The organism is Terrihabitans rhizophilus (genome assembly GCF_033898525.1).
GTDB classification, from domain to species: Bacteria; Pseudomonadota; Alphaproteobacteria; order Rhizobiales; family Methylopilaceae; genus Flaviflagellibacter; species Flaviflagellibacter rhizophilus.
This window is the reverse complement of sequence record NZ_JAXAFJ010000006.1, coordinates 133,676-158,390: the sequence shown is the minus strand read 5'-3', so window position 1 is coordinate 158,390 and position 24,715 is coordinate 133,676. Positions and strand designations below refer to the sequence as shown.

Sequence of the window (24,715 nt, the reverse complement as noted above, 5' to 3'; positions counted from 1 at the left end):
TGCAGACGTTGACTTTGCCGCGCGTGAAAAGGATACACGTTTGTCTTGTCTGGCTTACGCGAGCCGATCACGTATGGCGTTGGTCCACGGTTCAGGTACTCGGGCGGTTTGGCGCAAGCCGGCTTGCATCGCGCTAACGGCGTTTATCTCCGCACTTTTGTATGCGCCAGCGGCTTTCGCCGTGGATTTCCGCCTTTGCAATGCGACCGCGGGCCGTGTCGGCATCGCAGTCGGCTACAAGGACGGCGACACCTGGGTCACCGAAGGCTGGTGGAACGTGGGCGCATCGAGCTGCGAGACCCTGCTAAAGGGGCCGCTGGTTGCGCGCTTCTACTACGTCTATGCCATGGATTATGACAAAGGCGGCGAGTGGAGCGGCTCGGCCTTCATGTGCACGCGCGAGAAGGAATTCACGATTCGCGGTGCGGACAATTGCCTTGCCAGGGGCTTCGCGCGCACCGGCTTTTTCGAAATCGACACGGGCGAGCAGCGTAGCTGGACTGTTCAGCTGACCGACGAGACGGCCAGCACGACTGGAGAGGCCGCCACGTCGACCGGGACCGGACGCAGCGCCGCGGCGGGATCACCCGGGCTGTCGCTCAAGCGATAAACTGAAGAGTACGCGCCGCTAGATCTCGCGGCCCTGCACCTTCTCGGCCAGCTTTGTGACCTGATCCCGAAGCCCGTCGATCCGGGGGTTGATCGCAAGTGCGCGACGATAGGCGTCCAGGGCACGACGTTCGTCCCCGGTCTGCTCGAGGATCCGACCGAGGCCGGCCCACGCGCCATAGTGCCGTGGTTCGTGGCGGAGGGTTTCGCGGATGTCCTGCATTGCTCGCCCGTAATCGCCCTTCAGGAAGAACAGGGTCGCCCTCTTGTTCCAGCCTTCGGCGTAGTCGGGCTTCGCCTCGAGTGCCGCTCTCAACAGCGTCAACGCACCGGCTGAGTCCTCGGAAGCGGCAAGCTCCAACGCGCGTTGCGTCAACAAATCCGCGGTATCACTGCCGGATTGGCTCCACAGTGCCTCGATGCCCGATTCGAAGCGGCGCGCATCTTCATCGCTGGCCGATGCGGCGAGGCGGTCGAAGAGGCGATCAAGCCGCTCCTGCCGTTCGCGCGCCGTCACGGGAGCAACGATTCGCGGCACCTCCGCCGCACCCACCCGGTTGCGCGGCGGGTTCTTAGAATCCTGCGCAAAAGCCCCTGACGCGAGAGCGAGAGGGGCTAAGCAGACGATGATGAAAAAGCGGTGCAGCCACATACGCCCAGGCTAGAGCGCTACGCTGCATACGTCAAAGAACAGAGGCGTGAGCCCCTGCAGGGATCAACCCTGGCGCGCCTTGAAGCGCTTCTGCGTCTTGTTGATGATGTAGACGCGGCCCTTGCGGCGCACGATGCGGTTGTCCCGATGGCGGTCGCGCAGCGACTTCAGGGAATTGCGGATCTTCATCGGTCTCTAGCCTGCCATAGCCGGCTCGCGCCGGAAAATAACCGTGGCCGCCGAAGCGGCCCGCTCAGTGATGTCGAAGCATCGGATATGGCGCGGTATCTAGGCCAAAGACCCAGGGATTGCAATGCCGAACCTGCCTCCGGCGCTACGCAACACCGGCTCGCAATAGATCATGGACATGCAGGATGCCAAGGGGGCGGCGATCCTCCACGACAAACAGCGCCATGATCTTCGACGAGTTCATCAGTTCGAGAGCCGCACTCGCGATTGATTCCGGGTCGATGGTGCGGGGGGCGCGGGTCATCACCTCGTCGATAGGCAGATCCAGCAGGCGCGAACTCATGTGCCGCCGCAGATCGCCATCGGTGACGATGCCTGCCAGCGCCCCATCGGCATCGAGCACGCCGACACAGCCGAAGCTCTTGGTGCTGATGGCAAGGATGGCTTCCGACATGGCCGTTCCGACCGGAACAAGCGGCATGGCTTCGCCCGCATGCATCAAATCCCGCACACGGGTCAGGCTCGCGCCGAGTTTCCCGCCGGGGTGAAAGGTCTGGAAATCCGAGGCGCTGAAACCCCGGCTTTCGAGCAGCGCGACGGCCAGGGCGTCACCGAGTGCAAGCTGCATCGTGGTGGAGGTCGTAGGCGCAAGGCCGTGGGGGCAAGCCTCCACAGTTCTCGGCAGCACCAGGACGATGTCGGCGTTGCGCGCCAGCGAACTGTCGGGATTGGACGTCATCGCCACCACCGGAACACGGAATCTGCGGGTGTGATGCAGCATGTCTTTGAGCTCGGCCGTTTCACCCGACCAGGACAGCGCCAGGACGACATCCTGAGGCGTGATCATGCCAAGGTCGCCGTGGCTCGCCTCGGCCGCGTGGACGAAGGAGGATGGCGTGCCCGTGGATGCAAAAGTGGCCGCCACCTTGCGCCCGATATGCCCGCTCTTGCCCATGCCGGTGACGATGACCCGGGCACCGTTGGCTATGGCAAGCACCGCAGCCTCGAACGCCCGGCCGAGGTCTCCGTCCAGCGCTTCCTTCAGCGTCTGCAGTCCATTCGCCTCGCATGAGACCGTCCGGACAGCAGAGCTCACGGCGTCGGACACCTGGAACCCATTAGGAACACTCGTCAGCACGCGGGCACCCTCTCGTTCATGCTCTTCTTAGGCCTGCCTATGTCCTTGCGACAAGTTCACCCGGGGAAACGAGGCGTTAACCAGGCTTGTTCAATGATGCTTAACCATGAGGAACCCGGAGCGAGCAGCATGCCATCCGCGTCCGGTAAGCCCTTGGCGAACCGGCGGGCTTGTCTGCGCCGTGTTGCCGGTCTTGCTGATCTCGACAGATGTCGGTGCTCAAGAACTTCGTGGCGCGCTCCCGCTTCCCGGGGAGCAGCCGACAGCCTCGCGATCCCTGTCCGAAACCGATCTGTCCTCCTCGCAGCCGCTGGCTGAAAGCACCGCGTTTGACCCGGGCCCGAGCGATGCGGCACCCCTGCCCGGCCTTACCTCCGAGCTTTTGGCAGCGCCCGGTGAAAGCGCCGCCTCGCGCAGGCGTGCCATATCCGAAGACGATCCATATGCGCCGGTCGGCCTGAAGGCCGGGTCTTTCATTTTTCTGCCGCGCCTGGACCAGAACGTCGGGGTCGACAGCAATCCTCGCCGGGAACGCGGCGGCGAAGGTTCGGCCTACTCCCGCACACTGGGACGGCTGGACGTCGAATCCGAATGGCTGCGCCATTCCCTTCGCGGCTCCATACAAGCGGGCTACACCGCTTACCGGGAGTTTCCTGATCTGGACGCCCCGGACTTCCTGGGCGAAATCGAAGCACGCGCCGACGTGCGCAGGGACATGCGGCTCGACCTTTCGTTCCGGCTGACGAAGGAGAGCGAAAGTCCGGGTGATCCCGACCTGCCCGAAGGGGTCAGCGGTCGCCCCGACATCCTTCGCTATGGCGGCACGGCCGGCTTTACCATCAAGCCCAACCGCGCATCGCTCGCCTTGCAGGCCCTCGCGGAACGTTCGGAATATGGCGAAGCCGTCCTGAACAATGGCGAGGTGGTGGACAACACAGATCGAAATGTCAGCGTCTTCGAACTGAAGCTAAGGACCGGGTACGAACTGTCTCCGGCGCTGGAGCCCTTCCTGGATGTGGCGGTTAACCGGCGAGAGCACGACCAGACCTTCGACGATCTCGGCTTCCGCCGCAGTTCCGACGGCTATGAGATCGCTATCGGCGCCAGGTTCGAGCCAAGTGTCGTCTTTGCCATGACAGGCAAGGTCGGGTATCGCCAGCAGACCCCGGATGATCCCACCCTCGACTCCATCAACGGGCTCGTGACTGAAGGTTCGCTCGTCTGGCGTCCGACCGCACTGACCACGGTCACGCTTGCTGTCGACAGCGGTATCAGCGAAACGACACGCGCGGATTCTTCCGGCGCCCTTGCCCGTTCGGCCTCGGCGCGCGTCGATCACGCGCTCAGGCGCAACCTCCTGCTCAGCGGCAGCCTGGTGTTCCAGAGGTCGGATTATGCCGGAAGCGACTACCGGATCGATGAGACGACCGCGGAACTGGGCGTCGAATACCGCTTCACCCGCACGGTGGCGGTGCGGGGTCGCCTCGCCCATCAGGATTACAGGACCAGCCTGCCGGGCGAGGACTACACCGCGAATGTGGTGGAGGCTGGTATCAGCCTCCGCCGTTGATCAGCGGGCGCTGATGGCCCGAACTTCCGCCATCAGGTCTGCGGCAAGGTCTTCGCGCTCGAGCCCGTAGGCCAGATTGGCCGTCAGGAAGCCGATCTTGGAACCGGTGTCGAAGATCCGACCGTCGAAGCGATAGCCGAAGAAGTCCTGCGTCTCAGCGAGGCGTAGCATGGAGTCGGTGAGCTGGATTTCGCCGCCTGCGCCGGCGCCCTGCTTCTCCAGCAAACCGAAGATCTCGGGCTGAAGGATGTAGCGGCCGGAAATCGAATAGTTGGAAGGCGCGACCTCGGCTTTGGGCTTCTCCACCATGGAGGTGATACGGAAGCCGGGGCCGTGCGTCTCTCCCACGCCGACGATCCCGTACTGATGCACCTGTTCCTTGGGCACCTCATTGACGGCGAGGACGTTGCCGCCACTCTGCTCGTAAACCTCGATCATTCCGGCGAGGCAGCTGGGACCATGATGCAGCATGTCCGGGAGCAGCACCGCGAAAGGTTCGTCGCCAACGATCTCACGGGCGCACCACACAGCATGGCCGAGGCCGAGCGGCTCCTGCTGACGGGTGAAGCTGGTCTGGCCCGCGGCAGGGAGGTCCTTCTGCAGCGCAGCAAGTTCCTTGGTCTTGCCACGGCGCTCCAGCGTCGCATCGAGTTCGTACTGCTTGTCGAAATGATCCTCGATCACACCCTTGTTGCGGCCAGTGACGAAGATGAAATGCTCGATGCCAGCGGCGCGCGCCTCGTCGACGACATGCTGGATCACGGGCCGGTCCACGACCGTCAGCATCTCCTTCGGCACGGCCTTGGTGGCAGGAAGAAAGCGGGTGCCGAGACCGGCCACGGGGAATACTGCTTTGCGGATGCGTCTCATCGGGGGATAAACTCTGTGTGGGGCCCGGATCACAATCTAGAGCTGTATCGTGACCTCTTGATTTAAACAAACGTCTGCCGGCCTTCATCGTTTCAGGCGATTATGGGCCAGCGGGGCACGTATCAGCTAAGTGCCGACCATTCTGGGGGGAGAATCGTTAATGAACGTACTTGTGACCGGCGGAGCCGGCTACATCGGCAGCCATATGGTGCTGGCCCTGCTTGAGGCTGGCGAACGCGTTGTCGTTCTTGACGATCTCTCGACCGGATACCGGTGGGCGGTGCCGCCGGACGCCACCTTCGTGAGCGGAGACATCTCGGATGGCCCCTTTGTCGAGCGCCTGCTGGAAGAGCACCGCATCGAAGCCATCATCCACTTTGCGGCACGCATCGTCGTGCCGGATTCCGTGGCCGACCCTCTGCACTATTACCTCGCGAACACCTGCAAGAGCCGCGCCCTGTTCGAGGCCGCCGTGCACGCCGGCATTCGCAAGATCGTCTTCTCATCGACGGCAGCGGTGTACGGGAACCCCATCAGCAATCCCGTGGGCGAAGATCAGACGCCGATGCCGGTTTCGCCTTACGGTGCATCCAAGCTCATGTCGGAATGGATGCTGCGCGACGCGGCCGCTGCGCATGACCTGAACTATGTCGTCCTGCGCTACTTCAACGTTGCGGGCGCCGACCCCGCCGGCCGGTCGGGTCAGTCCACGCCCAATGCAACCCACCTGATCAAGGTCGCGGTCCAGACCGCCCTCGGGCAGAGGCCTGCCATCGAGGTATTCGGCACCGATTACGAGACCCGCGACGGTACCTGCGTTCGCGACTACATCCATGTCACGGATCTGATCGGTGCACACATGTGCGCACTGCGCCACCTTCAGAACGGCGGCGAGAATGCGGTGCTGAACTGCGGATACGGCAATGGGTATTCCGTTCTTGAGGTTCTAGACTCCGTCAAGCGGGTCTCGGGGGTCGACTTCACGGTCAACCTGTCACCACGTCGGCCCGGCGATCCGGCGAAGATCGTCGCTCAGGCCGATCGCATCCGCCGAACCCTGAAGTGGCGACCGGAACACGACAATCTCGACCTGATCGTGCAAAACGCGCTGGATTGGGAACGTCGGCTTCACAACCGCGTGCACGGGTAATCACCTGTTCACCATACGGAAACCATCTTCGGGTTGTCTGGGAGGATCATTGGGCAGCAATCCAGCTGCCCATGCGAAGGGAGCGACACCCCATGACGAGATGCCCTCCGGCTCGGACTGTTCAAAGGTTTGGACGCGGCGCGGCCAGATCGAAGCTCCTGGCCGTGCTGATGCTGCTCGTGGGCATCCTCTCGTGGGCAGAACCGGCATCAGCTAATTTTCAGGCTTTCGTGGACCGTCTCTGGGTGGACGCGCAAAAGCGTGGCGTTCCCCGTTCGGTCTTCAACGCAGCCTTCGACGGTGTTCGACCCGATCCTGAAGTTCTCGCGCTGACCCGCAAGCAGCCGGAATTCACCTCCACATCCGCGCAGTACATCACGAAGCGCGCTTCTGATCTCCGGATCGAAAAAGGGCGCCTCAAGGCGGGCGAACTCGCGTCCCTGCTCAAGCAGATCGAGCGGCGTTACGGGGTGGATCCCTATGTGGTGCTTTCGGTGTGGGGCAACGAGACCAATTATGGCGGCTTCCTCGGCGGTCATTCCGTCATTCAGGCGCTCGCTACCCTCTCTTATGGGGGCTATCGCGCAGACTATTTCCGCAAGGAGCTGCTCCACGCCCTCGATATTCTTGCGCAGCGCCACACCGATCCGAAGCACATGATCGGTTCGTGGGCAGGCGCCATGGGCCACACGCAGTTCATGCCCTCGAGCTTCAAGGCCTATGCGGTGGACTTCGACGGTGATGGCCGTCGCGACATTTGGACGAACATTGCCGATGCACTTGGCTCGACCGCCAACTACCTGAAAGTGCACGGATGGAGGCCGGGCGAGGCGTGGGGCTATGAGGTGGTCTTGCCGCAGGGCTTCAACAGCCGCTCCGCGCCTGCCACGGCGACTTTGGGCCAGTGGCAGGCGATGGGCCTGCGCCGCGCGAATGGCCAGGGCTTCCCGCGCGCCGGCGATGTGGGCCGCCTCCTGATGCCGGGCGGCGCCTCTGGCCCGGTCTTCCTGGTGCTGCCGAACTTCCGCGTTATCAAGCGCTACAACAACTCCGACAACTACGCCCTGGCCGTCGGTCATCTTGCTGATCGCGTCCGCGGCGGCGGGCCTTTCGCTACGCCTTGGCCGGAGGACCAGCTTCTCTCGCAGGCCGAACGAAAGGAGATCCAGGCGCTGCTGGGCCGTCTTGGCTACCCGATCGGGACGCCGGACGGGAAGTTCGGTCCGCAGACGAGGTCCGCCATCCGCTCCTTTCAGGAGGCAAAGGGCCTGCCGGCGAGTGGAAACGGCAGCCTTGCCATGCTTGAGCGTTTGCGCACCGCCTACTAGGCACCTATCTGAACCAGACGCGTCAACTCGGTGCGTCCGCGTTTGAGGTTTTCGATGTCTTCACGGCGGCTACTACTCGTATTTGCTCTCGCCATGGTAGCCGCCGTGGAGCCCGCTGACGCCCAGTTCTTCGGATCCCGCAACAGCGATCAGCAGCAATCCGAGCCCAGGATCGTTCGACCGAGGACACGCCAGCCGCCCCAGGAGACCCGCCGCTACGTGCCCCCACCGCCCGAGCAGCGCACACGGCAGCCGTCCTTCTTCGACCGACTTTTCCCGCGGCTGGGAATGCCTGCGCCACAATGGTCCGAGCAGGGTCAGCCGCGGCCCCCCGCTCCTGCCCGACCGCGTCCGCAACGCCCAAGCCGCCCCGAGGCTACTGCGGGGGCAGGCGCGGCAACAGGTGCCGCCGCAAGAGCATCGTCTTCCGGTTCGGCGGCTGGTGCCGCACGCGAGCAACCACCGGCGCGGCGCAAGGTTGAAGCCTCCACCTTTGTTGCGGTTCTCGGCGATTCCCTGGCCGAGAACCTCGCCGGTGGCCTCTCCGAGACATTGAGCGAGCAGCCGGAAGTTGGTCTCGTACGGGAAATCCGCCCGGGCGTCGGCTTCCTGAAGCCGACCGATCGTAGCTGGAAGGCCATTGCCGAAGAGGTTCTGAACCGACAGCCGCCCGTATCGGCTGCCGTGGTGTTCATGGGCCCGATGGACGATCCGGTCGACAGGAAGAACGCGAAGGCGGACACGAGCGAGGCCATCTCAGCGTGGACGGATGTCTATGCCGCACGCGTGGACGACATCACCATGGCCTTCCGCATGAAAGGCATACCGCTGCTTTGGGTGGGCCTGCCGCCAGTGGAGGACGCGCGCATCAGTGCGGACAACGCCTTCGTCAACGAACTGGTGCAGCAGCGGGTCACCGCCATGGGCGCTACCTTCATCGACGTCTGGGAAGGCTTCGTGGATGAGCAGACCGACAGCTTCACGGCGGACGGTCCGAACATCGAAGGCCGTGTCGTGCGGCTTCGTACCGCCGACGGCGTTCACTTCACCAAGGCCGGTGCCAGCAAACTCGCACACTATGTCGAACTCGAACTCCGCCCCTACCTCCTTCCGAAGGAAGAGGGTGCAGCGCTCGCTGACGTGGCCAAGGAGATCCAGGCTGTGCCCATACAGCCGGGTTCAAGCCGTATCCTGCTTCTCGGGGAAGCCCGACGCAGCCCGGGCGCCATGCTGGTTCCCGCGGCTAATCCCGCCGCCGATCAGGCTATGGTGAGCAATGAGCCCGCCGCCAGGTCTTTGAAGACCGGAGAGGCGCTGGCATCCCGCCCCGGCAGGGCCGACGACTTCTCCTGGGCTGCAGTGCCTTGATCAAGAAAAAGGCCGGCTCCAGAAGCCGGCCTTTTTCTTGATCGCGACGGTCACACGCAGCGGCTAGATCCTCGGCAGCACCGACGCTCCCATGAGGTAGGCGTCCACCGCATGCGCAGCCTGACGTCCCTCGCGGATTGCCCACACGACCAGCGACTGGCCGCGCCGCATATCACCGGCGACAAAGACGTTCGGCACCGAGGTCTCGTAGCTCAGCGTGTTGGCGATGACGTTCCCGCGGGCATCGAGGTTAACCTCAAGCTCGTTCAGCAGACCTTCGTGAATGGGGGACACGAAGCCCATGGCAAGGAAGACAAGATCGGCCGGGATCTGGAATTCCGTGTCGGCGATGGGCTTGAAGGAGGCGTCGACACGGACGCAGTTCAGTGCCGTGACCTTTCCGTTCTCGCCGGCCACGCCTTGCGTGAGAACCGCGAACTCCCGCTCGGCGCCCTCCTGATGGCTGGACGAGGTGCGCAGCTTCAGCGGCCAATCCGGCCACGTCATCAGCTTGTTCTCGCGGGTCGGCGGAAGCGGCAGGATCTCCAATTGCGTCACGGAAAGCGCGCCCTGACGCACGGAGGTGCCGATGCAGTCCGAGCCCGTATCACCGCCGCCGATAACCACCACATGCTTGCCGGTGGCAAGGATGGGATCGCCATGCGGCGTGTTCTCTCCTGAGACGCGGCGGTTCTGCTGCGTCAGGAAGTCCATGGCATAGTGGATGCCCTGGAGCTCGCGGCCGGGGACAGGAAGGTCGCGCGGCTTTTCGGCACCGCCGGTGAGGATCACCGCGTCGTAGTCCTCCGAAAGCTGCTTTGCGGAAACATCGACGCCGACGTTCACGCCGTAGTGGAAGGTGACACCCTCCTCCTCCATCTGCCGCACGCGGCGGTCGATGAGGTGCTTCTCCATCTTGAAGTCTGGAATGCCGTAGCGCAGCAGCCCACCGGCGCGGGCGTTCTTCTCAAATACATCGACGTCGTGCCCGGCGCGCGCCAGCTGCTGAGCGGCGGCCATGCCGGCCGGGCCCGAGCCGATGACGGCGATCTGACGACCGGTCTTCTCGCGCAGCAGCGGGCTACCCGCCCATCCGTTTTCCCACGCCTTGTCGGCGATGGCGCATTCGATGGTCTTGATGGTGACCGGCTCGTCGGTGAGGTTCAGCGTGCACGACTGCTCGCACGGCGCAGGACAGATACGGCCGGTGAACTCCGGGAAGTTGTTGGTGGAGTGCAGGTTGCGGGCCGCCTCCTCCCAGTCGCCGTGATAGACGAGGTCGTTCCAGTCCGGAATCTGGTTATGGACCGGGCAGCCATTGTGGCAGTACGGGATTCCGCAATCCATGCAGCGCGCAGCCTGGGCCTTCGTGGCCGGCTCCGCGAGCGGGATCGTGAATTCCTTGTAGTCGCGCACGCGCTCGGCAACCGGCGCGTAGGTGCGATCCTGGCGTTCGATTTCCAGGAAGCCTGTGATCTTGCCCATGATTACTCCGCTGCCGCCAGCTGGTTGGCCTTTTCCATCTCGGCCAGTGCACGGCGGTACTCCGTAGGCATCACCTTGATGAACTTGCCCCGGTAGGTCGCCCAATTGTCGAGGATCTCCCTCGCCTTCGCCGAGCCCGTATAGCGCTCGTGATTGGCGATGAGCTGCATCAGCCGCTCGGAGTCCAGACGCGTCATATTGCTCAGCAGATCAACGCGGCCCGCGAAGAGCAGATCCGGTCCCTGATGATGCACGCGCTCCAGAAGCTCGGCCTCTTCAGGTACGGCCTCGAATTCCACCATGGACATGTTGCAGCGCTGGCTGAACGTGCCGTCCTCGTCCAGCACATAGGCGACGCCGCCCGACATGCCGGCCGCGAAGTTGCGCCCCGTCTGCCCCAGAACCACGACGATACCGCCGGTCATGTACTCGCAGCCATGGTCGCCCGTGCCTTCCACCACCGCGATGGCGCCCGAATTGCGCACGGCGAACCGCTCGCCGGCCACGCCGCGGAAATAGACCTCACCCGCGATCGCGCCATACAGCACGGTGTTGCCGACGATGATCGACTTCTCCGGCACGATGCCGGAATGCGGCGGCGGCCGCACGATGACCTTCCCACCGGCAAGTCCCTTGCCGACATAGTCGTTGGCCACGCCTTCGAGCTCGAAGGTAACGCCGTGGGCGAGCCAGGCCGCGAAGCTCTGCCCGGCGGTGCCGCTGAGCTTCACATGGATGGTGTCATCCGGCAGGCCGGCATGGCCGTAGCGCTTCGCCACCTCGCCGGAGAGCATGGCGCCCGCCGAGCGATTGTAGTTGTGGATCGCGGTCGGGATCACCACCGCTTCACCGCGCTCCAGCGCAGGTTCGGCCTCGGCGATCAATGTACGGTCCAGCACCTTCTCGAGGTGATGGTTCTGCGTCGTGACATGGCGGATCGCCGCGCCATTGCTCTCGTCAGGCTTCTGGAACAGCCGCGAGAAGTCGAGGCCACGTGCCTTCCAGTGCTCGACCACGCGCGTGCGGTCCAGCATCTGCATCTGGCCGACCATGTGCTCGAACCGGCGGTAGCCGAGTTCGGCCATGATCTCGCGCACCTCTTCTGCAACGTAGAAGAAGTAGTTGACCACGTGCTCCGGCTGGCCGGTGAAGCGCTTGCGCAGCACGGGATCCTGCGTCGCCACGCCCACCGGGCAGGTGTTCAGGTGGCACTTGCGCATCATGATGCAGCCTGCTGCAATGAGCGGTGCGGTCGAGAAGCCGAACTCGTCGGCGCCGAGGAATGCCCCGATGACGACGTCGCGGCCCGTCTTGAGACCGCCATCGACCTGCACCGCGATGCGGCCGCGCAGTTCGTTCTTCACCAGAGTCTGGTGCGTCTCGGCAAGGCCGATTTCCCAGGGGGAACCCGCGTGCTTGATGGAGGTCAGCGGGCTCGCGCCCGTGCCGCCCTCGAAGCCCGAGATCGTCACATGGTCGGCCCGCGCCTTGGCAACGCCTGCCGCGACCGTGCCGACGCCCACCTCAGACACAAGCTTTACCGACACATCCGCGCGCGGATTGACGTTCTTCAGGTCGTAGATGAGCTGCGCCAGATCCTCGATAGAGTAGATGTCGTGGTGCGGCGGCGGCGAGATCAGGCCCACCCCCTGCGTGGAATGGCGCACCTTGGCGATGATCGCATCGACCTTGTGGCCGGGCAACTGGCCGCCTTCGCCGGGCTTCGCGCCCTGCGCCATCTTGATCTGGATCATGTCCGAATTGGCGAGATATTCCGCCGTAACGCCGAAGCGGCCAGAGGCCACCTGCTTGATGGCCGAGCGCATGCTGTCGCCGTTCGGCAGCGGCGTGAAACGGTCCGTCTCCTCGCCGCCCTCGCCCGTGTTCGACTTGCCGCCGATCCGGTTCATGGCGATGGCCAGAGTGGTGTGCGCCTCGCGGCTGATGGAGCCGTAGCTCATCGCGCCGGTGGCGAAGCGCTTCACGATGCTGGCGGCGCTCTCCACGTCCTCAAGCGCGATCGGCGTGCGGCCGTCCGACTCGGCGGTGTTGAAGCCGAACAGGGAGCGGATGGTCAACGGCGCGTCCACGCAGTCATTGATCTGCCGCGCGTATTCGCGATACCGCTCCTGGCTGTTGCCGCGCACCGCGTGCTGCAGGTCGCGCACGGTGTTGGCGGTCCAGGCGTGGTTCTCGCCGCGCATGCGCAGGGCGTATTCGCCGCCGACTTCCAGCGCATTGCGCAGAACCTGCACATTGCTGAACGCGTCGGCGTGGCGGCGCACGCTTTCCTCGGCCACTTCGGCCAGCCCGATTCCCTCAATGCTGGTTGCGGTGCCGCGGAAGTAGCGCTCCACGAATTCACTCTTCAGACCAACGGCATCGAAGATCTGCGCGCCGCAATAGCTCTGATAGGTCGAGATGCCGAGCTTGGAGGCAACCTTCAGAAGCCCCTTGCCGACGGACTTGGTGAAGCGGGACACCGCCTCATATTCCGAAACCTCGACGGGGAAATCACCCGAGCGATGCATCTCCAGGATGGTCTCGAACGCCAGATACGGGTTGATCGCCTCGGCGCCATAGCCGGCCAGGCACGCGAAATGATGCACCTCGCGCGGCTCGCCGCTTTCCACCACGAGGCCCACGGAAGTGCGCAGGCCCTTGCGGATCAGGTCGTGATGCACGGCCGCCGTCGCCAGCAGCGCCGGGATCGGGATCCGGTCCGCGCCCACCATGCGGTCCGACAGGATGATGATGTTTCGGCCCTCGGCCACCGCCGTCTCGGCCTGAACGCACAGGGCCTCGACAGCGGCTTCCATGCCCTCGGCACCGGCTTCCACCGGATAGGTGATGTCGAGCGTGCAGGTCGAGAAGCTGGGCTCGATATCCGCGATGTGGCGGATCTTCTCCAGATCGGCATTGGTCAAGATCGGCTGGCGAACCTCCAGCCGCTTCTTGTTGGCCGTGCCCTCATGGTCGAGGATGTTCGGGCGCGGGCCGATGAACGACACCAGCGACATGACCAGCTCTTCGCGGATCGGGTCGATGGGCGGGTTCGTCACCTGTGCGAACAGCTGCTTGAAATAGGTGAAGAGCGGCTTCGACTTCAGCGAAAGCGGCGAGATGGGCGTGTCCGTGCCCATGGAGCCGACAGCCTCCTGCCCCGTCACCGCCATCGGCGCCATCAGCAGCGTGAGGTCTTCCTGCGTATAGCCGAACGCCTGCTGGCGATCGAGCAGCGGCACACTGCTGGTCCAGTCCGGCACGTCGGAAACCGTGTCGAGGTCTTCGAGCTGGATCTGAGTGCGCGCCAGCCAATCCTTGTAGGGATGCTCGGCCGAAAGCTGCGTCTTCACCTCCTCGTCGGAGACGATGCGGCCTTCCTGCAGATCGATCAGCAGCATCTTGCCCGGCTGCAGGCGCCACTTGGTGATGATCTTCTCTTCCGGCTCCTCGATCACGCCCATCTCGGACGCCATCACGACGATGTCGTCGGAGGTCACGAAATAGCGCGCCGGGCGCAGGCCGTTACGGTCGAGCGTGGCGCCTATCTGCCGGCCGTCCGTGAAGGCCATGGCGGCGGGGCCGTCCCACGGCTCCATCAGCGCGGCGTGGTATTCGTAGAAGGCGCGGCGGTCCTCTTCCATGTGCGGATGGCCGGCCCACGCCTCGGGGATCAGCATCATGGCCGCATGGGCGAGGCTGTAGCCGCCCTGCACCAGGAATTCGAGCGCGTTGTCGAAGCACGCGGTGTCGGACTGGCCCTCGTAGGAGATGGGCCACAGCTTCTCGATGTCGTCGCCGAACAGCGGCGAGGACACGGAAGCCTGACGCGCTGCCATCCAGTTGACGTTGCCGCGCAGCGTGTTGATCTCGCCGTTGTGCGCCACCATCCGGTAGGGATGAGACAGCTGCCAGGACGGGAACGTGTTGGTGGAGAAACGCTGGTGAACCAGCGCCAGCGCGCTCTCGAAATCCGGGTGCCGCAGATCGGGATAGTAAACGCCCACCTGGTCGGACAGGAACATGCCCTTGTAGACAAGCGTGCGGCACGACAGCGACGGCACATAATAGCCGCGCGTGCACGGGTTTGCCGCCCGGTAGATCGTGTTCGAGACGTGCTTGCGCAGGATGTAGAGCTTGCGCTCGAAATCGTCCTCGTCCGTCACGCCGGCGCCGCGGCCGATGAACACCTGGGCGTGGTGCGGCTCTGTCGGCAGCACGGAATAGCCGAGCGTGGAATTGTCGGTCGGCACGTCGCGCCAGCCGAGCAGCACCTGCCCCTCGTCCGCGATCACCTCAGCGAATGTTTCACGAATGATTCGCTGCCCTTCCGCATCGCGCGGCATGAACACATGTCCAACAGCGTACATTTGCGGCTCAGGCAGCGAAAAGCCCAGCCGTTCGGCCTCGGCGCAGAAGAACTTGTGCGGGATCTGCACGAGGATGCCGACGCCGTCCCCGGCGCGCTCATCCGCGCCCACGGCGCCGCGATGCTCCAGATTGGCGAGGATCTTCAGCCCCTTCTCCACGATGTCGTGGGAGGGCACATTCTTCATATGCGCGATGAAGCCGACGCCGCAGCTGTCATGCTCGTTCGCCGGATCATAGAGGCCATCGCGCACGGGCAGATGCGGATCGCGCGCATGGGTGCTCAGCGAGCCCCACGGCAGCGTGCTTTCGTCAGGATAAATCCTGGTCATGGCCTTCACCTCGCAAAAGCGGCCGGTGGCGCCCCGGCCCCGCCCACACCTTGAACCCCTCGCCCGTCGCGGTTTTGCGGCCGCTCCGACAGGCACATCCAGGCGACACCGCTCCGCCCGGTCCCGCAAAGCAGGCCGAGAGGATAGAACGGTTCCACCTGGACACAAACGGACAGCACCGCTGTCCTATTCAGCGGCCGGAAACTACGCGAAACAGATTTGGAACACAAGCGGGTTTTGGAGGGGTTCTAGGTCTTCCATGTTGTGTGCGCTGCGGGCAATCCTGCTCTCAAGCCGGCCATGCGCGCACTACACCCGGGAATCTGCAATTGCCCGATCGTTTAGCTGCGAGATTTGCTAATGAGCAGGTGGCCGCCAAACGCGGCGACAACACGAACCTGAGGGGCGAGCCGATCTTGGACAGTCAGGACCTCACGCGCATTTTGACGCTTTTGAAGCCCGGCATGGTGCTTACCGTGCCTGATGACTGGCTCGATACTGCTCTCGAGGGAACGCGGGCGCAGAAGGCCAACCGCGTTGCGGCACTCGCGAGTGAGTTCTGCTGCGTGCACAAGCACGGGATCGGTTTCCAGACCTTCGAGCGGGTTGATTATCCGCGCTGCGGCTGAGCGGCTAAACCCAGGCGACCTCGGCATCCTTGCTGCCTCATCCTGAGCTTGTCGAAGGATGTTCAGGTTGCTCAGGAATGCCTCCACCATCCTTCGACAAGCTCAGGATGAGGCCTTCGCTAGCTGATAGGACATGAAAAGCCCCCGGGCCTGATGGCGCCGGGGGCCTTGTTCTTACGCAATAGAAAGCGGGATCAGGCGGCCTTGTTGCCGGCCAGTTCCTTCACCTTGGCTTCGAGGCCGTGCACGTATTCTTCGAACTTGGCCGGGTTGCGGAACGCCTCGACCACTTCGGTGGTCCAGGTGTTGTGGCGCAGCGAGAGCTTGGTGAACGCCGTGGCGGTGCCGCCCTTCGCCGTCAGATGGTTCTGGATGCGGAAGGGAATGGCTTCCAGCACGTGATAGTCGGAGGTCGGGTGCTCCTTCTCGAACACCAGGAAAGCCTCCGAGGCCTGGCGGTACTGGCCGGCATTGATGAGGTCCGTCGCCTTCTCCAGAAAATCGGTGAGCGGCTTGTGATGAGCGGCAGCGTTCATTCTGTTTCCTTCCGGGTGACCTGAAACCTTTGGCACGGCCGGGAGCCGCGCGCGTGGGCCCGAAGCCCGCAGGGTCGAGGTAAGAGGGTGTACACGCCGGGTCAAGGTCGCAGATCGCCTCGGCGGCGCGTGCAACAAAAAAGCGCCCCGGTTTTCCGGGGCGCCCTGTAGCCGTCACATCCTGATGGATCAGGCAGCCTTGTTCTCGATGACCTGCGGACGGCCCGCTTCGGCCTGGCCGCTGCCGATCTGGATGGTGCGGGGCTTCTTGGCCTCCGGCACTTCCCGGACGAGCTCGATGTGGAGCAGCCCGTTTTCAAGGCTGGCGCCCTTCACCTGCACATAGTCCGCGAGCTGGAAGCGGCGCTCGAAGGCGCGCGAGGCTATGCCCTGATGGAGCACTTCGCCACGGCTCTCCTCGGCCTTCTTGTTGCCGGTGACCGTCAGCGCGTTCTCCTTGACCTCGATGTTGAGGTCGGACTCGCCGAAGCCGGCGACAGCCACGGAGATGCGGTACTCGTTCTCGCCAAGGCGCTCGATGTTGTAGGGCGGATAGCCCGGCGCGGCCTGCGCCTCGGCGGTGCCGAACTGGTCGAGCAGCGAGAACAGACGGTCGAAGCCGACGGTGGAACGATACAGGGGGGTGGGGTCGAACGTACGCATGTTGTCACATCCTTCTAAAAGCGATGCCGTGTCTGACCCGCCATTGCGGCCGGGCCATTTTGGTGTTGCACACCCCGTTCGGGCCTGTGCATCACCGATGTGGTAAGCACGATTTTCGCGTTCAAGAGCCCCCAGTCCACATTTCATGACACCCCCGCCCCTCTTCGCCCATCCCGATAATCCCCTTCCTGACGGTGGTGTTCTCGTGCCGCTGAAGGCCCCGGATGGGCTGGTGCTGCGCGCGGCGCGCTTCCCTGCGGCCCGTGATGCAGCGTTCAAGGGCACGGTGTGCCTGTTCGCCGGACGGGGCGAGTTCATCGAGAAGTACTTCGAAACCATCTGCGACCTGACCGCCCGTGGCTTCGACGTGGCCTCCATGGACTGGCGCGGTCAGGGTGGTTCGAAGGCGAAAGGTTCGCGTCGCGGGCACATCAAGAGCTTCGACACCTTCCAGCGCGATATCGACGTGTTCATGGAGGATTTTGTGCGGCCAGACTGCCGCCCTCCCTACTTCGCGCTGGCGCATTCCATGGGAGGCGCGCTGATCCTCGAAGCCGCGCGCCGGCGCACCACCTGGTGGGAACGCGTGGTGCTGAGCGCACCCATGATCGGCCTCCCGGGATTGGCTGGCGGGCCGCTGGTGCAGCGCCTCGCCGCCCTGTCCGGGCTGACGGGGCTGGGGCAACTCTACGTGCCCGGCGGTTCAGCGCGCTCGTCCTACTCCGGGCGCTTCGAGAACAATGTGCTGACGGGGGACCACAAGCGTTTCACCCGCGTGCAGACGCTGGAGCATGCGGCGCCCCATCTCGTATTGGGGGCCCCGACGCTCGGCTGGCTGAATGCTGCGGGCCGTGCCATGGCCACGTTCGGGGATCCTGAAAGGGTGGCGCAGATCCGCACGCCGACCCTCTTCGTCGCGGCGGGCGATGAACGCGTGGTCTCGAATCGCGCCATGACCCTGCTGGCCTCGCAGATGCGGACCGCCAAGGTGGTGACGTTGCCCAGCGCGCGGCATGAATTGATGATGGAGCGGAACGCGGTGCGCAACGCGTTCTTCGCAGCCTTCGAGGCCTTCGTCCCGGGGACGCCGACCTTTCCGGACTAAGACGGCTTGAAGCGATTGGTCCGCGGGAAGCCCTTCGGGGCGAGCCTTCCGGCATCGGCACGGTTGCCGATCCAGTCGCGCAATTCCTCGCCGGCCAGTGTCCAGGTGCGGCCGGACGTGTCGAGCCAGGTCAGGCCCTTGGCGTTGTCGAAGGTGCGGACATCGGCCACGCCGCCATCCTTGTACTTCTGCATGCGCACGCCCCGGCCGCGCGACAGCTCCGGCACCTGCACCAGCGGAAAGACGAGGAGCTTCCGGTTCTCGCCGACAATGGCCACCATGTCGCCGTCCACCACGGGCGCAAGGCGCACCTTCACGGCGGCATCGAGATTCAGCACGTTGCGGCCCTTGCGCGTGGAGGCGATGAGGTCGTCTTCGCGCACGCTGAAGCCGCGCCCGTCATCGGCCACCAACAGGCGGCGGGCTCCCGGCACATGAGCCCAGGCCAACGCGATATCGGCACTTTCCTCAAGGTCGACATGGTGACGGATGGGATCGCCCTGCCCGCGCCCGCCGGGCAGCCGCGAGGCATCCAGCGTGAAGACCTTGCCGTTGGTGGCCAGTACCAGGATCTTGGCGGTCGTCTCGGTCGGCAGCGCAACGAGCAGGCTGTCATCCGCCTTGAAGGACAGCGTCGAGAAATCCGCCACATGGCCCTTCAGCGTGCGCACCCAGCCCATGCGCGAGACGATGACGGTGACCGGCTCGCGCTCGATGAAGGCTTCGGTGATCGCCGCCATTGGCTTGTCCGGAGCCTCGGCGAAGCTTGAGCGACGCTTGCCCAGCGCCGTCTCGGGACCAAAGCTCTTGCGAACCTCGGCGATCTCCTTCTTCACCTTGTTCCACTGCCGCACATCGGAGGCGAGCAGCGCCTCGACCGAGGCCTTCTCGGCGGATAGCCCGTCATGCTCCTTGCGAATGGCGATTTCTTCCAGCTTCGCGAGCGCGCGCAGGCGGATATTGAGGATCGCCTCGGCCTGAACCTCGGTAAGTTCGAAGCGGCGGATGAGTTCGGCCTTGGGGTCATCCTCCTCGCGGACGATGCGGATCACCTCGTCGAGGTTGAGGAAGGCAATGAGCAGCCCGCCCAGCACCTCCAGCCGGCGATCGATGGCCGCGAGCCGGAAGCGGGCGCGGCGCACCACCACGTCGCGGCGATGCGCCAGCCATTCGCGCAGAACGGGCGCAAGGCCTAGCACCTGGGGCACCCGCCCCTGCACCAGCACGTTCATGTTTAGGCTGATGCGGAACTCCAGATCGGTGAGCTTGAACAGGCTCTCCATCAGGATCTCGGGATCGACCGTGCGGGCACGCGGCTCCAGCACGATGCGGATGTCGTCGGCGCTCTCGTCGCGGATGTCGGCGAGGATCGGCACCTTGCGGTCGATCACCATGGACGCCAGTTGCTCGATGAGCCGGCTCTTCGGAACGAGGTAGGGAATCTCGGTGACGATGATCACCCAGGTGCCGCGCCCGGTGTCTTCCTTGTGCCAGCGGGCGCGCACGCGGAAGCCGCCGCGGCCGGTGCGGTAGGCGTCGGCGATGGAGGAGGCCTGCTCCACGATCACGCCGCCCGTCGGGAAATCCGGGCCCGGAACAAGGTGCAGTATCTCGTTCGTGCCGGCGGCCGGATTGTCGATGAGGAGGATGGCCGCATCGAGCAGTTCAGACGCGTTGTGCGGCGGGATCGACGTCGCCATGCCGACCGCGATGCCCTGAGAACCGTTTGCCAGCAGGTTCGGAAACGCGCCGGGCAGCACGAGAGGCTCCTCTTCGGAGCCGTCATAGGTCTCGCGAAAATCGACGGCGTCTTCGTCCAGCCCGTCCAGCAGGAGGCGTGCAACCTCCGTCAGCCGCGCCTCGGTGTAGCGCATGGCGGCGGCGTTATCGCCGTCCACATTGCCGAAATTCCCCTGCCCCTCGACCAGTGGCCAACGCTGGGAGAAGTCCTGCGCAAGGCGCACCAGCGCGTCGTAGACCGACTGGTCGCCGTGCGGGTGGTATTTGCCGATGACGTCGCCGACCACGCGGGCCGACTTCTTGAACGCCTGCCCCGGATCCAGCCGCAGCAGCCGCATGGCGTAGAGCAGCCGGCGGTGGACCGGCTTCAGCCCGTCGCGCGCATCTGGCAGGGCTCGCTGGGTGATCGTGGACAGCGCATAGGCAAGATAGCGCTCTTCAAGCGCCGACCGTAGATCGATCGCCTCGATGCCGTCTCCGCCTGATGGCGGCGTAACCTTCTCGCCCATGGCCTTGGGCTAAAGGGTACGACGAGTCGAATCAATCACCTGTGGCGCGTTGTCCAGAACGTGTCTCCATTCCGACGCACGCCACATAGGCCGCCCGCGCGTCCGGTACCGCCACGCCACGTGGCTCGTAGATGTTGCGGTCGAGGAAGTGCCCGGTCAGCGCGAAGCCCGCCAACACGTCGCGTGTATCGGCGGTGACGTTGCCCCCTGAGCCGATAAGGAAGGACGGCAGCGGCAGGAGGCGCGCCGCGTAGGGAGCACCTGCCTCTGCCGACACGGCGCGGGAAGATTTGGGTGAGACGTAGATCAGGTCGTCCAGCCGCCCGGTCGCGGCACAGGACGACAGATCGAGGCCGAAGCCCATTTCGGCCAGCATGGCCAGTTCGAACCGCACGACGAGTGCCGGCCCGATATCCGGCTCGGACAAATGATCAAGGACCAGCCCAAGAGTCTCGAACACGGCGGGATGGGGGTCGCGTTCAGGCAGCAGCCGCGCAAGCGCCGATAGCCAGGCGAGCCCGAAGATGGAGGCGCGGCTTTCCATCAGCGCCGCCGCCCGGAGGGTCAGGCCCTCCACCTCATAGTTGCCTAGATGGTCATCGATACGGGCACGCCACTCCGCCCGCACAAGATTCCCGGGCTGCAGAGTGGGACGGCGGGTGCGGGAACGCCCGCCCCGAACCATGCCAAGATGCCTGCCATGCGCAGCAGTAAGCAGTTCGAGGATAACGCTGCTTTCGCCATGCGGACGGGCGGAGAGGATGATGCCGTCGTCCGTCCAATGCATCTAGCGGGGGAATTCCAGTCCCATTTCGCGATAGCGCTCCGGATCGTCCGACCAGTTCTCGCGCACCTTCACGAACAGGATGAGGTGAATCGGATGCTCCGCGATGCCGGCGATCTCGTGCCGCGCGGCCATCGAGATGGCCTTGATCGTCGCCCCACCCTTTCCGATCACGATCTTCTTCTGGCTGTCGCGCTCGACATAGATGGTCTGCTCGACGCGCGCGGAGCCGTCCTTGCGCACCTCCCAGAGCTCGGTCTCGACCGTGGAGGAATACGGCAATTCCTCGTGCAGCCGCAGGAACATCTTCTCGCGCGTGATCTCGGAAGCCAGCATCCGCATCGGCAGATCCGACATCTGGTCTTCGGGATAGAGCCACGGGCCTTCCGGCACCTCACCCGCGAGCCAGCGCCGGAGATCGGCCACCCCATGGCCTTTGTGCGCGGAGATCATGAAAACCTTCACAAACGGGTGCCGCTCGGTGGCGTCCTTCGCCAGCTTCAGCAATTCCTCATGTGGAACAAGATCGATCTTGTTCAGGATGAGGAAGACGGGGCGCTTCACCTCGCCAAGCTTCTCGATGATCTTCAGGACCTCATCGTCGAGGCCCTTCTTGGCATCGACGAGCACGCCAGTGAGGTCCGCCTCCATGGCGCCGCCCCAGGCTTTCGAGACCATGGCCCGGTCCAGCCGACGCCTCGGCGCGAAGATGCCGGGCGTATCGACGAAGATGAGCTGGCTCGCGCCTTCGGCCGTGATGCCGCGCACCAATGCGCGCGTGGTCTGCACCTTGTGCGTGACGATGGAGACCTTGCCGCCGACCATGGTGTTGAGCAGCGTAGACTTCCCGGCATTCGGCGCACCGATGAGGGCCACGAAACCGCAGCGGGTCGGCGTCTGGCCGGTGTCGTCATCCATGCTGCTCACCTTCGCTCCACTGTCCCTCACGCATGAGGATGGCCTTTGCAGCCGCTTGCTCTGCGAGCCGTTTCGGGCGCCCTTCGCCCTCCGCGCTACCATAACCCGGTATGGACACTTCCACCCGGAACAGCGGGTGATGATCCGGGCCCGTTCGCGCTACCTCCCGATAAGCGGGTATAGGCAGCCCTCGACCCTGCGACCATTCCTGCAGGGCCGTCTTGGCGTCCTGCAGTGGACGGCGCGGGTTCATCATACGCTCACGCCAGTGGGTTTCCACCAGCCGCCGCGCGGCCTCGTGCCCGCCATCCAGGTAAACCGACGCGATCACCGCTTCGCAGACGTCCGCGAGAAGGGCTCGCTTGCGCCGGCCGCCATTGCTGGATTCGCTGGTGCCGAGACGCACCGCGTCACCTATCTTCAGTTCGTCCGCGACTTCCGCGCAGGTTTCCGCGCGCACGAGTTCTGCCAGGCGCTGCGAAAGCTCACCCTCCGGCACATCGGGAAAGGTGGCGTAGAGCATGTCCGCGACGACCAGCCCGAGGACCCGGTCGCCAAGGAATTCCAGCCGCTGATAGCTGCCGGTTCGTGCCTGATCGGCGGGCACCGCACTGACGTGCGACAGGGCTTGATCCAGCAGTTCCGGCGTGGCGAAGCGATGGCCCAACCGGTCTTCCAGCGCCGCGCGAGCGGCGGCGCGCGGGTTCTTCACGACAGCCAACTGAGCAGGCGCGACCAGCGCACGGTCCACGGCCAGTTCCAGAATGCCCATGCGTGACGGCCTTCATCCACGGAGAAGAAGATGATCTGCGCCTTGCCAACGAGGTTGTCGAAGGGAACATAGCCGACGGCCGAAAGCACGCGGCTGTCCGTGGAGTTATCCCGGTTGTCGCCCATCATGAAGTAGTGGCCCGTCGGCACCTCATAAACCGGCGTGTTGTCGTAGAAGCCGTTCTCGATCAAATCGAGAGTCTCATAGGTCACGCCGTTCGGCAGCGTTTCCTTGTACCGGGGCACGCGAACCGCGCGGCCGCCCGGCTCCTGCTCGACATAGTCTTCAATCCGCACCTTAGGCACGGCCTGACCATTGATGTTCAGGACGCCGTCGATCATCTGGATGCGGTCACCCGGCAGCCCGATCACGCGCTTGATGTAGTCCGTCGAATTGTCCGTGGGCAGCTTGAACACCACCACATCGCCGCGCTGCGGCTCCGCGGCCCATACGCGGCCCGAGAAGAGGTTGGGCGAGAACGGGATCGAAAACCGGCTGTAGCCGTAGGAGAACTTCGAAACGAAGAGGTAGTCGCCCACCAGCAGCGTCTCCTTCATCGATCCGGACGGGATGGAGAAGGGCTGGAACAGGATGGTGCGGATGATCACCGCGATGATCAGCGCATGAGCGATAACGCGAAGGGTTTCGAGGAAACCGCCCTGCTCGCTCTTCTTTTCGGTGGCCAAGCTCATTTGCCTCTCGCTGCGCCCTGCGCGGGTGCTTGCCCTCTTTGCGCAGGCTGCGCCATCGTCGCGGGCGCATCCTGATAAACGCTTGTGCCTGTGCTCACAATGCATCCCGTGAAAGCGGCACGGCGCTGATCATCACGAAGGCTTGCGCCAGCGGATACTCGTCGGTGATGGTCACGTCTATTCGCGCGGTATGCCCGGGTGGTGTCAGGCGCTTGAGATGGCTATTGGCACCGCCGGTAAGTTCCATCGTGGGACGGCCGCTTGCCAGGTTTACGACCCCCATGTCGCGCCAGAATGTGCCTTGCCTGAAGCCGGTGCCGAGCGCCTTGGAACAGGCTTCCTTGGCCGCATACCGCTTCGCGTAGGAAGCGGCACGACCTGCGCGATTCTCCGAGCGACGCTGCTCGACCGGCGTGTAGACGCGCTGGATGAACCTCTCGCCGAAGCGCTCCAGCGTCTTTTCGATGCGGCGGATGTCGACGATGTCCGAGCCGATGCCGAGGATCATGCCGTCACCTCTCTCCCTGCACGTCCCTGCTCCATCGCGGTGCGCATTCGGGCGATGGCGTTGCCCAGCCCGACAAAGATGGCCTCGCCGATGAGGAAGTGTCCGATGTTGAGCTCTCGAATCTGCGGGACTGCCGAGATGGCACGTGCCGTCGCGTAATCGAGCCCATGGCCGGCGTGCAGTTCCAGTCCCAGTTCTTCGCCGAGAGACGCCGCCGCCACGATGCGCTTGAACTCGGTTAAGGCACGCTCCGCATCGCCGGCGGCAAGAGCGTCGCACCAGCTTCCGGTGTGAAGTTCGACAACTGGCGCCCCGAGTTCGGCGGCTGCGGCGAGCACGTCCGGCGATGCCTCGACGAACAGCGAGACGCGGATGCCGGCATCGCTCAGGCGGGCTATCGAATCCGCAAGCACGTCCCGTTGACCCAGAACGTCGAGCCCGCCCTCGGTGGTGCGTTCCTCGCGCTTCTCCGGCACCAGGCAACAAGCGTGCGGCCGCAAACCGACCGCCATCGCCACCATCTCCTCCGTCGCCGCCATCTCGAAGTTCAGCGGAACCGGAAGCTCCCGCAGCGCAGCGATGTCGGCATCCCTGATGTGGCGGCGATCTTCCCGAAGATGGGCTGTGATTCCATCCGCTCCGGCCTCCAGCGCGGCACGGGCTGCGCGCACCGGATCCGGCAGCACGCCACCCCGTGCGTTCCGCACCGTTGCCACGTGGTCGACATTGATGCCCAGGCGAAGATCCGAAGGCATCAGCCCGCCTTCACCACCTGGTGGGCAACAGACGTGCCGCCA

At 64.4% G+C, this 24,715-nt stretch carries 22 protein-coding genes; 7 read left to right on the top strand and 15 right to left on the bottom strand.

What is annotated here, in order from left to right:
* The first annotated feature begins 73 nt into the window (after positions 1-73).
* Positions 74-610 carry a DUF1036 domain-containing protein gene (locus tag SCD90_RS11385; protein WP_319844798.1) on the top strand — a complete coding sequence of 179 codons (537 nt, stop codon included), beginning with the start codon at positions 74-76 and terminating at the stop codon, positions 608-610.
* Between the two features lie 18 nt (positions 611-628).
* Here SCD90_RS11385 and SCD90_RS11380 read toward each other — a convergent pair whose 3' ends face one another.
* The 3 genes from SCD90_RS11380 to SCD90_RS11370 all read right to left on the bottom strand — a co-directional run bounded on the left by SCD90_RS11380 (position 629) and on the right by SCD90_RS11370 (position 2,546).
* Complete coding sequence (locus SCD90_RS11380) at positions 629-1,147, bottom strand: tetratricopeptide repeat protein (protein ID WP_319844797.1); 519 nt, start codon at positions 1,145-1,147, stop codon at positions 629-631.
* A 177-nt stretch (positions 1,148-1,324) separates the two neighbouring features.
* Positions 1,325-1,450, bottom strand: coding sequence for a type B 50S ribosomal protein L36 (gene ykgO / locus SCD90_RS11375; RefSeq protein ID WP_114957376.1), 126 nt, complete (start codon positions 1,448-1,450; stop codon positions 1,325-1,327).
* A gap of 145 nt (positions 1,451-1,595) precedes the next feature.
* Positions 1,596-2,546 (bottom strand): KpsF/GutQ family sugar-phosphate isomerase, encoded by a 951-nt coding sequence (locus SCD90_RS11370; RefSeq protein WP_319844796.1) that lies wholly within the window; start codon positions 2,544-2,546, stop codon positions 1,596-1,598.
* Positions 2,547-2,781: 235 nt separating this feature from the next.
* On the opposite strand from SCD90_RS11370, the gene SCD90_RS11365 reads away from it, so the two are divergent.
* Positions 2,782-4,158, top strand: a complete 1,377-nt coding sequence (locus SCD90_RS11365; protein WP_319844795.1) for an outer membrane beta-barrel protein — start codon at positions 2,782-2,784, stop codon at positions 4,156-4,158.
* Here the strand turns inward: SCD90_RS11365 and galU are convergent, their stop codons facing one another.
* Positions 4,159-5,028 carry a UTP--glucose-1-phosphate uridylyltransferase GalU gene (gene galU / locus SCD90_RS11360; protein ID WP_319844794.1) on the bottom strand — a complete coding sequence of 290 codons (870 nt, stop codon included), beginning with the start codon at positions 5,026-5,028 and terminating at the stop codon, positions 4,159-4,161.
* A 160-nt stretch (positions 5,029-5,188) separates the two neighbouring features.
* Here galU and galE point away from each other — a divergent pair, with 160 nt between their 5' ends.
* The 3 genes from galE to SCD90_RS11345 all read left to right on the top strand — a co-directional run bounded on the left by galE (position 5,189) and on the right by SCD90_RS11345 (position 8,874).
* On the top strand, positions 5,189-6,178 hold the full coding sequence (gene galE, locus SCD90_RS11355; protein ID WP_319844793.1) for a UDP-glucose 4-epimerase GalE: 990 nt from the start codon (positions 5,189-5,191) through the stop codon (positions 6,176-6,178).
* Positions 6,179-6,348: 170 nt separating this feature from the next.
* A complete protein-coding gene (locus tag SCD90_RS11350) occupies positions 6,349-7,506 on the top strand; it encodes a lytic murein transglycosylase (protein WP_319844862.1) in 1,158 nt (385 codons plus the stop codon).
* Between the two features lie 93 nt (positions 7,507-7,599).
* Complete coding sequence (locus SCD90_RS11345) at positions 7,600-8,874, top strand: SGNH/GDSL hydrolase family protein (RefSeq protein WP_319844792.1); 1,275 nt, start codon at positions 7,600-7,602, stop codon at positions 8,872-8,874.
* A 63-nt stretch (positions 8,875-8,937) separates the two neighbouring features.
* On the opposite strand, the gene SCD90_RS11340 is transcribed toward SCD90_RS11345, so the two are convergent.
* Complete coding sequence (locus SCD90_RS11340) at positions 8,938-10,359, bottom strand: glutamate synthase subunit beta (protein WP_319844791.1); 1,422 nt, start codon at positions 10,357-10,359, stop codon at positions 8,938-8,940.
* Between the two features lie 2 nt (positions 10,360-10,361).
* A complete protein-coding gene (gltB, locus tag SCD90_RS11335) occupies positions 10,362-15,062 on the bottom strand; it encodes a glutamate synthase large subunit (protein WP_319844790.1) in 4,701 nt (1,566 codons plus the stop codon).
* 329 nt (positions 15,063-15,391) lie between these two features.
* Between gltB and SCD90_RS11330 the strand changes: the two genes are divergently transcribed.
* Positions 15,392-15,691, top strand: coding sequence for a hypothetical protein (locus SCD90_RS11330; RefSeq protein ID WP_319844789.1), 300 nt, complete (start codon positions 15,392-15,394; stop codon positions 15,689-15,691).
* Positions 15,692-15,885: 194 nt separating this feature from the next.
* Here SCD90_RS11330 and SCD90_RS11325 read toward each other — a convergent pair whose 3' ends face one another.
* Positions 15,886-16,227, bottom strand: a complete 342-nt coding sequence (locus SCD90_RS11325) for a hypothetical protein (protein WP_319844788.1) — start codon at positions 16,225-16,227, stop codon at positions 15,886-15,888.
* 189 nt (positions 16,228-16,416) lie between these two features.
* The gene (locus tag SCD90_RS11320) at positions 16,417-16,890 is read right to left on the bottom strand and encodes an Hsp20 family protein (protein WP_319844787.1); all 474 of its coding nucleotides are present in this window, start codon (positions 16,888-16,890) and stop codon (positions 16,417-16,419) included.
* Positions 16,891-17,035: 145 nt separating this feature from the next.
* Between SCD90_RS11320 and SCD90_RS11315 the strand changes: the two genes are divergently transcribed.
* On the top strand, positions 17,036-17,995 hold the full coding sequence (locus tag SCD90_RS11315) for an alpha/beta hydrolase (protein WP_319844786.1): 960 nt from the start codon (positions 17,036-17,038) through the stop codon (positions 17,993-17,995).
* On the opposite strand, the gene parC is transcribed toward SCD90_RS11315, so the two are convergent.
* From parC to SCD90_RS11280, 7 genes are all read right to left on the bottom strand, one after another.
* Entirely contained in the window at positions 17,992-20,244 is a 2,253-nt protein-coding gene (gene parC, locus SCD90_RS11310; protein ID WP_319844785.1) for a DNA topoisomerase IV subunit A, read from the bottom strand. The genes SCD90_RS11315 and parC overlap by 4 nt on opposite strands.
* A 31-nt stretch (positions 20,245-20,275) precedes the next feature.
* Entirely contained in the window at positions 20,276-21,031 is a 756-nt protein-coding gene (gene recO / locus SCD90_RS11305) for a DNA repair protein RecO (protein ID WP_319844784.1), read from the bottom strand.
* Positions 21,032-21,946 carry a GTPase Era gene (era, locus tag SCD90_RS11300; RefSeq protein WP_319844783.1) on the bottom strand — a complete coding sequence of 305 codons (915 nt, stop codon included), beginning with the start codon at positions 21,944-21,946 and terminating at the stop codon, positions 21,032-21,034.
* On the bottom strand, positions 21,939-22,718 hold the full coding sequence (gene rnc / locus SCD90_RS11295; RefSeq protein ID WP_319844782.1) for a ribonuclease III: 780 nt from the start codon (positions 22,716-22,718) through the stop codon (positions 21,939-21,941). Before rnc ends, era begins: the two co-directional genes overlap by 8 nt.
* Entirely contained in the window at positions 22,655-23,410 is a 756-nt protein-coding gene (gene lepB / locus SCD90_RS11290) for a signal peptidase I (protein WP_319844781.1), read from the bottom strand. The genes rnc and lepB overlap by 64 nt, the downstream gene beginning before the upstream one ends.
* Positions 23,411-23,504: 94 nt before the next feature.
* Positions 23,505-23,918 carry a holo-ACP synthase gene (gene acpS, locus SCD90_RS11285; RefSeq protein ID WP_319844780.1) on the bottom strand — a complete coding sequence of 138 codons (414 nt, stop codon included), beginning with the start codon at positions 23,916-23,918 and terminating at the stop codon, positions 23,505-23,507.
* The gene (locus SCD90_RS11280) at positions 23,915-24,673 is read right to left on the bottom strand and encodes a pyridoxine 5'-phosphate synthase (protein ID WP_319844779.1); all 759 of its coding nucleotides are present in this window, start codon (positions 24,671-24,673) and stop codon (positions 23,915-23,917) included. Before SCD90_RS11280 ends, acpS begins: the two co-directional genes overlap by 4 nt.
* Positions 24,674-24,715: the final 42 nt, after the last annotated feature.

Coding starts and splice junctions, on each gene's coding strand:
- rnc (WP_319844782.1), bottom strand. CDS start 22,718: ATGGGCATTCTGGAACTGGCCGTGGACCGTGCGCTGGTCGCGCCTGCT.
- gltB (WP_319844790.1), bottom strand. CDS start 15,062: ATGACCAGGATTTATCCTGACGAAAGCACGCTGCCGTGGGGCTCGCTG.
- parC (WP_319844785.1), bottom strand. CDS start 20,244: ATGGGCGAGAAGGTTACGCCGCCATCAGGCGGAGACGGCATCGAGGCG.
- SCD90_RS11325 (WP_319844788.1), bottom strand. CDS start 16,227: ATGAACGCTGCCGCTCATCACAAGCCGCTCACCGATTTTCTGGAGAAG.
- SCD90_RS11280 (WP_319844779.1), bottom strand. CDS start 24,673: ATGCCTTCGGATCTTCGCCTGGGCATCAATGTCGACCACGTGGCAACG.
- SCD90_RS11350 (WP_319844862.1), top strand. CDS start 6,349: ATGCTGCTCGTGGGCATCCTCTCGTGGGCAGAACCGGCATCAGCTAAT.
- ykgO (WP_114957376.1), bottom strand. CDS start 1,450: ATGAAGATCCGCAATTCCCTGAAGTCGCTGCGCGACCGCCATCGGGAC.
- lepB (WP_319844781.1), bottom strand. CDS start 23,410: ATGAGCTTGGCCACCGAAAAGAAGAGCGAGCAGGGCGGTTTCCTCGAA.
- era (WP_319844783.1), bottom strand. CDS start 21,946: ATGGATGACGACACCGGCCAGACGCCGACCCGCTGCGGTTTCGTGGCC.
- recO (WP_319844784.1), bottom strand. CDS start 21,031: ATGCATTGGACGGACGACGGCATCATCCTCTCCGCCCGTCCGCATGGC.
- SCD90_RS11340 (WP_319844791.1), bottom strand. CDS start 10,359: ATGGGCAAGATCACAGGCTTCCTGGAAATCGAACGCCAGGATCGCACC.
- acpS (WP_319844780.1), bottom strand. CDS start 23,918: ATGATCCTCGGCATCGGCTCGGACATCGTCGACATCCGCCGCATCGAA.
- SCD90_RS11320 (WP_319844787.1), bottom strand. CDS start 16,890: ATGCGTACGTTCGACCCCACCCCCCTGTATCGTTCCACCGTCGGCTTC.
- SCD90_RS11385 (WP_319844798.1), top strand. CDS start 74: ATGGCGTTGGTCCACGGTTCAGGTACTCGGGCGGTTTGGCGCAAGCCG.
- SCD90_RS11345 (WP_319844792.1), top strand. CDS start 7,600: ATGGTAGCCGCCGTGGAGCCCGCTGACGCCCAGTTCTTCGGATCCCGC.
- galE (WP_319844793.1), top strand. CDS start 5,189: ATGAACGTACTTGTGACCGGCGGAGCCGGCTACATCGGCAGCCATATG.
- galU (WP_319844794.1), bottom strand. CDS start 5,028: ATGAGACGCATCCGCAAAGCAGTATTCCCCGTGGCCGGTCTCGGCACC.
- SCD90_RS11315 (WP_319844786.1), top strand. CDS start 17,036: ATGACACCCCCGCCCCTCTTCGCCCATCCCGATAATCCCCTTCCTGAC.